The following is a 12,046-nucleotide window of genomic DNA, read 5'->3' as shown; positions in this document are numbered from 1 at the left end:
CAGGCCTTCCGGCCCGCACCGATAAGGAGTCAGGCCGCTGCCGAGACCTTCGCGTCGGTCGGGACTTGCGAGATCGTCTTCAGGACCTGCGAGGCGATCTGGTAGGGGTCGCCCTGCGAGTTCGGGCGACGGTCTTCCAGGTAACCCTTGTAGTCGTTCTTGATGAAGGAATGCGGCACGCGGATCGAAGCGCCGCGGTCGGCGACGCCGTAGGAGAACTTGTTCCACGGCGCGGTCTCGTGTTTGCCGGTCAGGCGCTTGTCGTTGTCCGGACCGTAGACGGCGATGTGGTCCATCAGGTTCTTCTCGAACTGCGCCATCAGCGCCTCGAAATAGGCTTTGCCGCCGACTTCGCGCATGTATTTGGTCGAGAAGTTGCAGTGCATGCCCGAACCGTTCCAGTCGGTGTCGCCGAGCGGCTTGCAGTGGAACTCGATGTCGATGCCGTATTTTTCGGTCAGGCGCAGCAGCAGATAGCGCGCCATCCAGATCTGGTCGGCGGCCTTTTTGGAGCCCTTGCCGAAAATCTGGAATTCCCACTGGCCCTTGGCCACTTCGGCGTTGATGCCTTCATGGTTGATGCCGGCGGCGAGGCACAGGTCGAGATGCTCCTCGACGATCTGGCGGGCGACGTCGCCGACATTCTTATAGCCGACGCCGGTATAATACGGGCCCTGCGGCGCCGGATAGCCGCTTTCCGGGAAGCCGAGGGGACGGCCGTCCTTGTAGAAGAAATATTCCTGCTCGAAGCCGAACCAGGCGTCCTCGTCGTCGAGGATGGTCGCGCGGCTGTTCGACGGGTGCGGCGTGACGCCGTCGGGCATCATGACCTCGCACATGACGAGGGCGCCGTTGGTGCGGGCCGGATCCGGATAAACCGCCACCGGCTTCAACACGCAGTCCGAGCTGCGGCCTTCGGCCTGGTTCGTCGAGGAGCCGTCGAAGCCCCACAGCGGCAGCTGCTCGAGCGTCGGGAACTCGGCAAACTCCTTGATCTGGGTCTTGCCGCGCAGATTGGGGGTCGGGGTGTAGCCGTCGAGCCAGATATACTCGAGCTTGTATTTGGTCATTCCAGTGCCTCTCGTTGCTTGGACGCCGCCATGACGGCATCGACGCATGGCCGGACCGAGCCGGCCTGCCGATGGTTAAAAAAGCAAGTCGTATGCCACTCCGATCTTGCGGGGTGCGGCAAAATGGTCAGGGCAAAGCATTGATTTTCCTGAGCCGCCTCAGCAATGCGTTCTGATCGTTCAGCGACCGGTGTTGCTCAAATAATGTGCATATGATGATCTTTTCGTAGGCATATTGCCTAAAGGAATCGCAGAACCTATCTTGGTGGAAAGGTGAATCGAGACGCTCCTGGAAAGACAAGGAGGATCGGCAGTGCAAGTTACGCCATCGCGTCCGTCGGCAAAAATCCTGATGTTCCCGCTTGCAGCACGCAAGTCTGCCTCAAATTTAGGCACCAAGGCTAAATTCGCAGCAGAACTTGCAGCGCTTCGCGGCGAACTGGCCGACTTCGACGGCTGGTACCACGAAGCGGCGATCGAGGAAGAGAACCAGCAGCGTAAGAGCTGATCGCCTCTTTGAGTTCAGGAACGAAAAAAGCCCGGCGCGATCGCTCGCGCCGGGCTTCTGGTTGAGCGGATGACCAGAGCAATTCAGCGCTTGATAGGTCAGCCGAACTGCTCTGACTCATTGTTTTTACGCAATTCCGGACGGAAAACCGCTGCGCAGTTTTCCTGGAATTGCTCTGGGTCACTCCTTGGCGTGGAGGTCGGTGCCGAGCGTGTCCCTGACGAAGATCATGCCGATGATGAGCGACATCGCCGCGATAATCACCGGGTACCAGAGACCGTAGTAGATATCGCCCTTATAGGCGCTGAGCGCGAACACCGTTGCCGGCAGCAGGCCGCCGAACCAGCCATTGCCGATGTGGTAAGGCAACGACATGCCGGTATAGCGGATGCGGGTCGGGAACATCTCGACGAGGATCGCGGCGATCGGCCCATAGACCATGGTGACGAACAGCACCAGGATGAACAGGATGCCGATCGTCAGCGGCCAGTTCACGGCGGGGGGGTCGGCAACCATGGCGAATGGACCGCCGCCCGGGATGTTATAGACGGTGATCTCGGGCGCGCCGGCCGCTTCCTCCTTGGTCAGCAACTTGTCTGCGATCGCCTTGTCCACCGGAACGGTCGTCTTCTCGCCGCCGCGGATCGCCGCGGCATCGAGCTTCAGTTCCGGATTGGCCGCGATGAAGGCGTCAAGCTTCTGGTCCGGCACCTTGGCCGCCGCGCGCTTCAGCGGATAACCGCCGTCCTGCAACGACATGTTGACTGCCTTTTGGAAGGCGGCTTCTTTGGCCTTGGCCTGATCGCCGGCGGCGACGGCGTCATAGGATTCCACCGTCTCGTTGCCGATCTTGACGGTGGCCGCGGTCCCAGGCGCGGCTGTCGTCACGACGTCATAAGGCACCGAGTTCTTGGTCAGGAACGAAGTGGCGATATCGCAGGATGTCGTGAACTTCGCCGTGCCGACCGGATTGAACTGGAACCTGCAATCGCCGGGAGCCGCCGTCACCGTAGCGCGCGTGTTCTGCTGGGCGGTGGCCAGCGCCGGATTGGCGGCCCAGGTCAGCGCCTTGAACAGCGGGAAGGTGCAGACGATGGCGAGCGCGAGGCCAGCCATGATGATCGGCTTGCGGCCGATCTTGTCGGACAGCCAGCCGAACACGACGAAGAAGATCGAACCGACCGCAAGCGCGATCGCGATCATGATATTGACCGACTGCGCGTCGACCTTCAGCACGTTCGTCAGGAAGAACAGCGCATAGAACTGGCCGTTGTACCAGACGACCGCTTGGCCGGCAGTGAGGCCGAGCAGCGCCAGGAGCGCGATCTTGGCGTTCTTCCACTGGCCGAAGGCTTCCGACAGCGGCGCCTTGGAGCCCTTCCCCTCTTCCTTCATGCGCTGGAAGGTCGGCGATTCCGAAAGCGATAGCCGGATCCAGATCGAAATGGCGAGCAGGAGGAAGGAAACGATGAAGGGAATGCGCCAACCCCAAGCCGCGTAGGTTTCCTTGCTGAGCGAGCCCTGCACGATCAGGATGACGACCAGCGACAGGAACAGGCCGAGCGTTGCCGTGGTCTGGATCCAGGAGGTGTAGAAGCCGCGGCGGTCGTCAGGCGCATGCTCGGCGACATAGGTTGCGGCGCCGCCATATTCGCCGCCCAGCGCCAGACCCTGCAGCATGCGCAGCACGATCAGGATCACCGGCGCCGCGATGCCCCAGCTGGCATAGCCGGGCAAAAGGCCGACCAGGAATGTCGACAGGCCCATGATCGTCATAGTGACGAGGAAAGTGTATTTGCGGCCGACGAGGTCGCCGATGCGGCCGAACACCAATGCGCCGAACGGACGGACAAGGAAGCCGGCGGCGAATGCCAGCAGCGCGAAGATGTTGCGCGTCGCTTCGGGGATGGTCGGGCTGAAGAAGGTCGCGCCGATGAAGGCGGCCAGCGAGCCGTAAAGATAAAAATCGTACCACTCGAACACGGTGCCGAGCGAAGAGGCAAAGATGACCTTCTTTTCCTCCCGCGTCATGCCGCGGCTTGTTCCGCCGGCAGTCGAAGCCATTGCCATTGATGTATCCTCCCGTGGATCCCGTCTGTCCTCGATGGCTGCGCGCCAGCGTCCGCGCACCTGCGAACGCGGACTCGAAAAAGCAGCCAACGAAGGAAAAAATGACAGAAAGGGCGGGCGAAAGGCACCGCGACGATGGGATTATGACTTTGGTATTAGGTGCGCTGCGAGAGCGGCGCGACGCTTGTGGGGTGGCCTAGCCTCGCGCAATTGTTGGACGGAAAGCCGCTGCCCTGGAATTGCTTTAGCCTTGCAGCGCCTCGAGCAGGCTGACCGCCGCCATCATGTCGCGCTTGCGGGCCGAGCGACGTGCCATCGCCTCGGCGTCCTGGCCCCAATGCTCGATCTGCCAGTCCTCGTCGACATGGGCCGCGGCCCAAGCCTCCTCGGCGTCGATCTCGCCGAAATCGACGGCCAAAGCCAGCAGCGCCGAACCGGTCAGTGCCGTCATGACATGGATGGCGGCCAGCCGCACCGGCTCGGATCGTTGACCAAGATGCGCGCCGAGGATGACGATCGCTTCGCGCGGCTGCTCGACATGGATGACACCTTCGGCGAGGTTGAAGCGCGCCCCGAGGCTGCTGCGTGCCCAATCGAGCACCGGATCCCAGAGCTTGTTCTGACGGTCGATCAGGCCTTGCGGACTGTCGGCGCGATAGCAGAGCAGATCGGACGAGGCGAAGCGCAGCACATCCTCCAGCACCGCCTGCGGGTCGGAGGCGACGCCGTCGATGGCGGTGTTGACGAGCCGCATCACAGGCATCGTCACGGGATCGATGACTTCGGACTGGGCGCTGAATTCATCGGCCACCAGTGCTGCAGCCTTTTCGGTCGGCAGCACCATCACGGCCTTGCCCGGCGTGCGCACGGGCCGGCCGTCGAGATGCACCGCAAAACCGTTTTCCACTGGGACAACCGAAACGGCCTTGTAGAAACGCTTCGGCAGCGGTGTCTTCATCTGGATCTGAGCGCGCCGCACCGGATCGGGATCGGAAAGCAATTTTCCGGCTTCGAGGTCTTCGAAAATGTCGCGCATGCCGAACTCCTAGAGCAATTCCAGGGAAAGTGTGAAGCGGTTTTCCGTCCGGAATTGCTCCAAAACAACAAACAGATAAAGCAGCTTGCCGTTTCCGCGAAGCGGCGAGCTGACTTAGGGTGCTGGCTGCCTGCGTGCCGGTCGGTTGACGATGATCAGCCCAGCCGCGATCAGGCCGAGTGCCAGGATTATCCTGACCGTCGGCGGCTCGCCCAACAGCACCGCGCCGCACAGAACGCCGAACACCGGCGACAGGAAGGCGAAGCTCGACAGGCCGGCCGCCGGATAGCGCGTGAGCAGCCAGAACCACAACACATAGGTGAAGGCGACGATATAGAAAGACTGGAACAACAGCGCGAGGGTCGGCAAGGCGGCCACCGCCCGGATCGGCGGGCCGGCGAAAGGCATCGCCAGGACACCGACGACAGCGGCGCCGGCCAGTTGATAGAGCAGCAGCTTCTCTGCGCGCGTCTCGACCAGCTTCGATCGCTTGATGACGATGCTGGTCGCCGCCCAGAGAATGCCCGAGCCGAGACTGAGCAGATCGCCGGTCAGTGTCGCGTCGCTGCCCGCAACGATGCCGTCGGAGAAAACCGCCGCCAGGCCGCAGAAGGCGAGAACAAGACCGCCGAGCTTGCGCGCGTTGATGCGCTCGCCAAGCAGGAAATGGCCGCCGATCAGCACCCAGAAGGGCATGGTGTTGACCAGGAGCGTGTTGCGGGCAACGGTCGTGTATTCGAGCCCGATATAGAGGCACAGGAACTCGACGCCGAAGAGCACGCCGACGACGATGCCGGCGGCCAGCGTCCCATCCGCTTCGAACAGCTTGATGCCGCGCAGCCGGCACCAGGCGAAGACGCAAGCTCCCCCGATGAGCGAACGGGCGATCGAGACGAAGACAGGGTCGTAGCCTGCATAGGAGACCTTGGCGGCGACGTAGTTCAGCCCCCAGGAGAAGGTCAACCCGACCATGATGGCCGCCGCCGCCATGTCGACCGCGTCGCGGCGATCCAATACGGACGCAGCAGTCAAATCTCAATCCTCCGCGCTTTGTTCGTCGAAGCCGAGCAGGTTCCAGCTCTGGCGCATATGCGGCGGCATCGGCGCCGTGACGTCGATCACGCCCTGGTCGGGATGCGGGATGACGATGCGGCGGGCATGGAGATGCAGACGGTTCTGGATGCCGCCCGGGAATTCCCAATTGGTGTCGGCTTCGAAGTATTTGGGATCGCCGATGATCGGGCAGCCGATATGGGCGGCGTGGACGCGAAGCTGATGGGTGCGGCCGGTGTAAGGCTCCATTTCCAGCCATGACAACGACTGCGCCGCCTGCTCGACGACACGGTAATAGGAGACGGCATGATCGGCGCCCTTCTCGCCATGCTTGGCGATGCGTACGCGGTCGCCGTCCGGCGTCGCCTCCTTGACCAGCCAGGTCGAGATCTTGTCTTCGCGCTTCGCCGGCACGCCCTTGACCAGCGCCCAATAGGTCTTCTTGGTGTCGCGTGCGCGGAACGCTTCCGAAAGCTTCATCGCAGCGAGACGGGTGCGGGCCACCACCAGCACGCCGGACGTGTCGCGGTCGAGGCGGTGGACGAGACGGGGCTTCTCACCCTTCTGGTTCCGCCAAGCCTCCAGCATGTCATCGACATTGCGGGTGACGCCGGAACCGCCCTGCACGGCGAGCCCCGCCGGCTTGTTGAAGACGAAGACTTTCGGGTCCTCGTGCAAAAGCATCTTGGCGAGCACGTCGGCATCGCCCTGGTTGCGGATCGAGTGGCCGGTGAGCGGCGCATCGCCCTTCTTGTCGACGTCGAGCGGCGGGATGCGCACGGATTGGCCGGGCTCGACGCGGGTATCGGCCTTTACCCGGCCGCCATCGACGCGAATCTGGCCCGAACGCAAGAGCTTTTGCAGGTGGCCGAAGCCGAGGCCCGGATAATGGACCTTGAACCAGCGGTCGAGCCGCATGCCCGCCTCGCCGGCCTCAACCGTGATCTGTTCAACACCTGCCATGGATACGCTTTTCCGTTTGAAAGCGGCGCCATAGCACTAAGGCGAGGATGTTGCGAGCCAAAGACCCAACAAAGCCGGACGATTACCCCAAGAGCAGACATCCGAGGCTCGGCCCATCCGGCCAGGCCACGAGATTGAAGAGGCGTCGTGATCAGTTGGCGGCGGCCTTCGGCTTGGACGAGCCGATCATCTTCCAGTTCTTGTAGAAGACCGAATTGATGCGCTCCACGCTGACCGAGACGATGGAGAGGAGGCCCGCGATAAGCCTTGGGAATGGAGACGGGCGGATGATGTCGACGAAGACGCAGTAGCGGCGGCCGTCATATTCGTTGACCGAACGATGGAACAGTGTGTCGTCGAAGATGAACAAAGGATTGTCGTACCAATAGTTCTTCTTGCTGCCGCACTGGACGAAGATCTCCGCCTGCACCGGGATCAGATTGTAGAGAATGCGCAGGCTGAGACGAAGCGGACCGAAATGCCAGGACGTGGATTCACGCTTGCTGAAAACGGATACCGCGATCGTCTTGATGTATTTGTAGTCCTTGTTGAACTCGGGAACGTTGTCGATCTTGTGCTTGCCGTACCACTGGTAGACATACATGCCGCGCCGGCCGGCGCCGAAATTGGCGTCGATGTCGGCGATGATCTCGTCCTTGCGAGCCTTGAAGACGCCCAGGACCTCGTTGATCTCGCGCTGGTAGTCCTCAGGGAACTGCTCGGGCTTCCAGACGCCGGGGTTGCGGTAGCAGAGAAGGTCGACGATCAGGTTGAACGGCGACAGCAGCCAGGTGAACAGGCCATTGCCGAGGAAGTAGCGGTCGAAAAGCTTCCAGTCCTTCTGGTCGTTGCGCATGACATCGATCAGGCCGCAGACGACCCAGATCGCGGTCAGGATCGGGATGAAGTAGAAGGCGAGCGCGAGAACCACGATCGCGACGGCGGCCTTGCGGAGCGACTTGACGGTTTGCTTTTTCATTGTCATTCGCGCGGGAGCGCGATCCTGTTCCATGGGACAAAATCACGGCGACCCCCGCCAGCCGTGCGTCTTGATAGGATTTTTTATTTCCCGGCACAATGCCGTCGCGCAGGCCCATCGGCCGGCCAACATAAATATTCGGAATTGGAAGGCTCGAAGCATGCCGACCACCGGGCCGCGCAAGTCAGCTGTTCCGTTCGCTGCGCAGCTTCGCCCAATATTCCAGCCGCTTGCGGATATCGCGTTCGAACCCGCGTTCCGGCGGATCGTAGAAAGTGTGCCGGCCCATCTTTTCCGGAAAATAATCCTGGCCGGAAAACGCGTCCGGCTCGTCATGATCGTAGCGGTAGCCGGCGCCGTAATCCTCCTGCTTCATCAGCTTGGTCGGCGCATTGAGGATGTGCTTGGGGGGCAGCAGCGAACCGAACTCCTTGGCCGCCGCGGTCGCAGCCTTGAAGGCCGTGTAGACCGCGTTCGATTTCGGCGCAGTGGCGAGATAAACGGCGGCCTGGGCGAAGGCGAGCTCGCCCTCGGGCGAGCCAAGATAGTCATAGGCGTCCTTGGCCGCATTGGCGACAACAAGCGCCTGAGGATCGGCGAGCCCGATATCCTCCACCGCCATGCGCACCAGCCGGCGGCCGAGATAGAGCGGATCCTCGCCGGCATCGAACATGCGGGCAAGATAATAGAGCGCCGCATCCGGATCGGAGCCGCGCACCGATTTGTGGAGCGCCGAGATCAGATTGTAATGGCCATCCTGGCCCTTGTCGTAGATCGGTGCGCGGCGCTGGATGACGCGCTGCAGTCCTTCCGGGCCGAACACCTCGCCTTTCTTGGCGGCGCGCCACACTTCCTCGGCCAGGGTCAGCGAGGCGCGGCCATCGCCGTCCGCCATGCGGATCAGCATCGCGCGCGCCTCGTCGTCGAGCGGCAGCGCCCTGCCCTCGGCTTCTTCCGCCCGCGCCAGAAGCTTGGCGATGCTGTCCTCGCCCAGTGAACGGAACACCAGCACGCGCGCTCGCGACAGAAGCGCTGCATTCAGTTCAAAGGACGGGTTCTCCGTGGTGGCGCCGACCAGCACCACGGTGCCGTCTTCCATCACCGGCAAAAACCCGTCCTGCTGGGCGCGGTTGAAGCGATGGATCTCGTCGACGAAGAGCAGCGTCTGGCGGCCGTTGGCGCGCCTGAGCTTCGCCGCCTCGAACACTTTCTTGAGGTCCGCGACGCCGGAGAACACGGCAGAGATCTGCTCGAAGGCAAGGTTGGTTTCGCCGGCCAACAGCCGCGCCACCGTCGTCTTGCCGGTGCCGGGCGGACCCCAGAAGATCATCGAGCCGAGCGAGCCGGAATCGATCAACCTGGTCAGCGCGCCGTCGGGGCCGGTCAGATGCTCCTGGCCAACGACCTCGCCGAGGTTTTTTGGGCGCAGCCGGTCGGCCAGCGGCCGCCCGGGCGGCGCCTTTTCCGGCTCATCGGAACTGAACAGATCGGCCATGCAAGTCTTTTGTTTGAAACGCGATCTTCAGAGATGGGAAGACCGCCTCAATAGCGCAACACCTGGCGCAGTATCTGCCCACCGCGCTCGACGGTAAAGCGCCACCAACGCGTGTCCTGCTGGGCAACCTGCGCCAGCGTCGCCGCGGTGTCGATGGTGGTGCCGTTCACCTCGCGCACGATATCGCCGGGCTGGAAGCCGAAATCGGCGGCCGGCGAATCGTGGCTGATATCGACGACGGTGACGCCCTTGAGATCGGTGCGCAGGCCAAGCCGCTGGGCAAGCCTGGGCGACAGCTCCGCGACCTTGGCGCCGGAAAAGGGACTGCGGCCACGCAGGGTGACCTCGCTGGGCTTGGCGCCTTCAGGCGCGCGCTCCAGCGGGATTTCGAGCGTCGCCTGCTGCCCCTTGCTCAGCACGGCGAACGTCGCCTTGGTGCCGATCGACAGCGTCGCCATGCGGTAGTCGAGCGCTTCGATGCTTTCGACCGGCGTGTTGTTGAGCGACAGGATGACGTCGCCGGGCTTCAGGCCGGCCTTGCCGGCAGGCCCGGCCGCATCCACGGACGACACCAGGGCCCCGGTCGGCTTCTCCATGCCGAGCGATTCGGCGATCTGCGGGGTCACCAGTTCGAATTCCGCACCGATATAGGGACGCTCGAAGAAGTCCAGCCCGGCCTTGGCGGCGTCGGCGAAGGCGCGCACCATGTTCGAAGGAATGGCGAAGCCGATGCCGATCGAGCCGCCGCTGCGGCTATAGATCGCCGTGTTGATGCCGACCAGCTGGCCTCCCATGTTGATCAGCGCGCCACCCGAATTGCCCGGATTGATGGCCGCATCGGTCTGGATGAAATAGCCCGAATCCGAGACGCCGATATGGCTGCGGGCGAGTGCCGAGACAATGCCGCTGGTGGTGGTCTGGCCGACGCCGAACGGGTTGCCGATGGCGAGCACCAGGTCGCCGACCTCGAGCGCGTCGGAATCGCCGATTGCAATCACCGGGAAAGGCTTGTCGGCCGAGATCTTGAGCACGGCGAGATCAAGCGTCTCGTCCTTAAGCATGACCTTGGACGTGAATTCACGTCCGTCGGCGGTCGCGACCTTCACCTCGTCGGCGTCCTTGATGACGTGGAAGTTGGTGACAATGACGCCGCTCGGATCGACGAGCACGCCTGAGCCCAGCGAGGACTGCGCGCGCGGCTGGGCGCGGCCGAAGAACTCCTCGAAGAAGGGATCGCCTTCGAAAGGCGACGTCACCTTTGCGGTTTGCGAGGCATAGACGTTGACGACGGCCGGGGCCGTCTGCTTGACCAGCGGCGCAAAGGAGAGCTGCACCTCCTCGCGGCCGAACGGCACGCGCTTGTCGGGGCCGGACGTGCCGTTCTCGCCTTCGACTCCATGCAGCAGATCGGTCAGCACATCGGAGAGGCCCGGATCGGCCGGCTTGGCGGCATTCTCGGCAAAAGCCTGTCTTGCGGCCGGTGCCGCGGCGAAGACGGCCAGCGCGGCAACAAGAAACAGTCGTTTGAGGCGCATTTTCGAATCCCTCCAAATCGGGCGCCATTGTCCCGACGAATGTGCAGAATGAAAGGCTAAGGCGATGAAACCGAATTATTTTCAGCCAGTAACCGGCTATAGCTGCATCCGCAATCAGGTACCGTGGCCGATCTCATGAAAAAACAACTCGCTTCATTCCGCGATCTTTTGGCTACCGGCAACTTAGGGCCGGTAACCCCTGACATGACGCTCAAGGACATCGCCACGGCGCTCGGTCCACCAGACGGCTGGAATGTCGATCATGACCACCCTGTCCCTGTCTACTGGTTCTTCGGCAAGCTGGAGATTTCCTTCGACAGTGCAGCTCCGTACCAGATGAACTGGTTTCAGATCGAAGGGGCAACCCAACTCAGGGGCAAATCTGCAACACTGACCGAGAGGCTGAGATTGTCTTTGGACGGATTCTCCGGTGAGACGAAGCCTTCGGAATTCCTCTCGGCGGGCTTATGGGATTCCAGACAGGCAACCGTCTATTATGCAGCGTTGAGCGACGATATTCTGCTGAACATCTGCACCGGCTGCATCCAGATTCACTTTCAGGTCGACACCGCTTTCATCGATGATCGAGAGGCGATCGAATATTTGGGCGAGTCGACGTTGTCCCAGCTTGTTAGAGATGTCGATTCTCGAACGAAGGTCGATAGCATCTACTCGTACCCGCAGGCTGCCACAGAAGAGATACCTGGAGCATTCAACTGGCGCTCGCTGAGCGGTCAGGACTATCTTGATCTGCTTCGATAGCTGCTCACAAAACGCAAAAAGGGGCCCGAAGGCCCCTTGAAGCCATTGAGGAAACGCGGGGCTCAGGCGGCCGCGGCTTCCTCATTGGCGCCTTCCGCCTCGATGCGGGCGCGGTCGGCGGCGCCCTTGGCCGAGGTGTCGCGATCGACGAATTCGATGACCGCCATCGCGGCGTTGTCGCCCTTGCGGAAGCCCGCCTTCATGATGCGCAGATAGCCACCGTTGCGCTGCGCGTAACGCGGCGCAATCGTGTCGAACAGGCGCTTCACGATCGGCTCGTTGCCGATCTGGGCGATGACCTGACGACGGGCGTGCAGGTCGCCGCGCTTGCCGAGCGTGACGAGCTTCTCGACGATCGGACGCAGGTCCTTCGCCTTCGGCAGCGTGGTGACGATCTGCTCGTGCTCGATCAGAGACACGGCGAGGTTGGCGAACATCGACTTGCGGTGGCTTACGCTGCGGGCGAAGCGACGGCCTTTGAAACCGTGGCGCATGGCTCTTTTCCTTCTTCAGTTGTTCAAGAGGCCACGGCCTCTGATGGTTTTCCGCATGACCGTCGGATCAAGCGGCTTTCG

The 12,046-nt window shown here is 62.3% G+C and carries 11 protein-coding genes; 2 read left to right on the top strand and 9 right to left on the bottom strand.

The features are described 5' to 3' along the window. Positions 1 to 29: 29 nt before the first annotated feature. Positions 30 to 1,070, bottom strand: a complete 1,041-nt coding sequence (locus P9273_RS08120; protein ID WP_040994661.1) for a glutamine synthetase beta-grasp domain-containing protein — start codon at positions 1,068 to 1,070, stop codon at positions 30 to 32. 313 nt (positions 1,071 to 1,383) lie between these two features. Here P9273_RS08120 and P9273_RS08115 point away from each other — a divergent pair, with 313 nt between their 5' ends. After that, a complete protein-coding gene (locus P9273_RS08115; protein WP_278048418.1) occupies positions 1,384 to 1,578 on the top strand; it encodes a DUF2735 domain-containing protein in 195 nt (64 codons plus the stop codon). 180 nt (positions 1,579 to 1,758) lie between these two features. On the opposite strand, the gene P9273_RS08110 is transcribed toward P9273_RS08115, so the two are convergent. The 7 genes from P9273_RS08110 to P9273_RS08080 all read right to left on the bottom strand — a co-directional run bounded on the left by P9273_RS08110 (position 1,759) and on the right by P9273_RS08080 (position 10,709). Continuing rightward, a complete protein-coding gene (locus tag P9273_RS08110; RefSeq protein WP_278048417.1) occupies positions 1,759 to 3,648 on the bottom strand; it encodes an MFS transporter in 1,890 nt (629 codons plus the stop codon). Between the two features lie 244 nt (positions 3,649 to 3,892). Then, the gene (locus P9273_RS08105; protein WP_278048416.1) at positions 3,893 to 4,684 is read right to left on the bottom strand and encodes an ATP12 family chaperone protein; all 792 of its coding nucleotides are present in this window, start codon (positions 4,682 to 4,684) and stop codon (positions 3,893 to 3,895) included. Between the two features lie 114 nt (positions 4,685 to 4,798). Beyond that, the gene (locus tag P9273_RS08100; protein WP_278049007.1) at positions 4,799 to 5,674 is read right to left on the bottom strand and encodes a DMT family transporter; all 876 of its coding nucleotides are present in this window, start codon (positions 5,672 to 5,674) and stop codon (positions 4,799 to 4,801) included. 45 nt (positions 5,675 to 5,719) lie between these two features. After that, positions 5,720 to 6,700 carry an RluA family pseudouridine synthase gene (locus P9273_RS08095; protein WP_278048415.1) on the bottom strand — a complete coding sequence of 327 codons (981 nt, stop codon included), beginning with the start codon at positions 6,698 to 6,700 and terminating at the stop codon, positions 5,720 to 5,722. Between the two features lie 151 nt (positions 6,701 to 6,851). After that, on the bottom strand, positions 6,852 to 7,679 hold the full coding sequence (locus P9273_RS08090) for an aspartyl/asparaginyl beta-hydroxylase domain-containing protein (protein WP_278048414.1): 828 nt from the start codon (positions 7,677 to 7,679) through the stop codon (positions 6,852 to 6,854). 184 nt (positions 7,680 to 7,863) lie between these two features. Then, the gene (locus P9273_RS08085; protein ID WP_278048413.1) at positions 7,864 to 9,174 is read right to left on the bottom strand and encodes a replication-associated recombination protein A; all 1,311 of its coding nucleotides are present in this window, start codon (positions 9,172 to 9,174) and stop codon (positions 7,864 to 7,866) included. 47 nt (positions 9,175 to 9,221) lie between these two features. Continuing rightward, positions 9,222 to 10,709 (bottom strand): DegQ family serine endoprotease, encoded by a 1,488-nt coding sequence (locus P9273_RS08080; protein WP_040994647.1) that lies wholly within the window; start codon positions 10,707 to 10,709, stop codon positions 9,222 to 9,224. 135 nt (positions 10,710 to 10,844) lie between these two features. Between P9273_RS08080 and P9273_RS08075 the strand changes: the two genes are divergently transcribed. Next, positions 10,845 to 11,471, top strand: coding sequence for a hypothetical protein (locus P9273_RS08075; protein ID WP_278048412.1), 627 nt, complete (start codon positions 10,845 to 10,847; stop codon positions 11,469 to 11,471). Positions 11,472 to 11,533: 62 nt separating this feature from the next. On the opposite strand, the gene rplQ is transcribed toward P9273_RS08075, so the two are convergent. Then, positions 11,534 to 11,965: a 50S ribosomal protein L17 gene (gene rplQ / locus P9273_RS08070; protein WP_040994642.1), complete on the bottom strand. Its 432-nt coding sequence runs from the start codon at positions 11,963 to 11,965 to the stop codon at positions 11,534 to 11,536. Positions 11,966 to 12,046 lie beyond the last annotated feature (81 nt).

It is taken from the genome of Mesorhizobium sp. WSM4935 (assembly GCF_029625735.1).
GTDB lineage: Bacteria > Pseudomonadota > Alphaproteobacteria > Rhizobiales > Rhizobiaceae > Mesorhizobium.
The sequence above is the reverse complement of the archived record's forward strand: the minus strand, read 5'-3'. Positions and strand labels throughout refer to the sequence as shown.

Excerpts from the sequence above, each read along its gene's own strand:
- P9273_RS08120 (WP_040994661.1), bottom strand. The coding sequence starts at position 1,070 with ATGACCAAATACAAGCTCGAGTATATCTGGCTCGACGGCTACACCCCG.
- P9273_RS08110 (WP_278048417.1), bottom strand. The coding sequence starts at position 3,648 with ATGGCAATGGCTTCGACTGCCGGCGGAACAAGCCGCGGCATGACGCGG.
- P9273_RS08105 (WP_278048416.1), bottom strand. The coding sequence starts at position 4,684 with ATGCGCGACATTTTCGAAGACCTCGAAGCCGGAAAATTGCTTTCCGAT.
- P9273_RS08100 (WP_278049007.1), bottom strand. The coding sequence starts at position 5,674 with ATGGCGGCGGCGGCCATCATGGTCGGGTTGACCTTCTCCTGGGGGCTG.
- P9273_RS08095 (WP_278048415.1), bottom strand. The coding sequence starts at position 6,700 with ATGGCAGGTGTTGAACAGATCACGGTTGAGGCCGGCGAGGCGGGCATG.
- P9273_RS08090 (WP_278048414.1), bottom strand. The coding sequence starts at position 7,679 with ATGAAAAAGCAAACCGTCAAGTCGCTCCGCAAGGCCGCCGTCGCGATC.
- P9273_RS08085 (WP_278048413.1), bottom strand. The coding sequence starts at position 9,174 with ATGGCCGATCTGTTCAGTTCCGATGAGCCGGAAAAGGCGCCGCCCGGG.
- P9273_RS08080 (WP_040994647.1), bottom strand. The coding sequence starts at position 10,709 with ATGCGCCTCAAACGACTGTTTCTTGTTGCCGCGCTGGCCGTCTTCGCC.
- P9273_RS08075 (WP_278048412.1), top strand. The coding sequence starts at position 10,845 with ATGAAAAAACAACTCGCTTCATTCCGCGATCTTTTGGCTACCGGCAAC.
- rplQ (WP_040994642.1), bottom strand. The coding sequence starts at position 11,965 with ATGCGCCACGGTTTCAAAGGCCGTCGCTTCGCCCGCAGCGTAAGCCAC.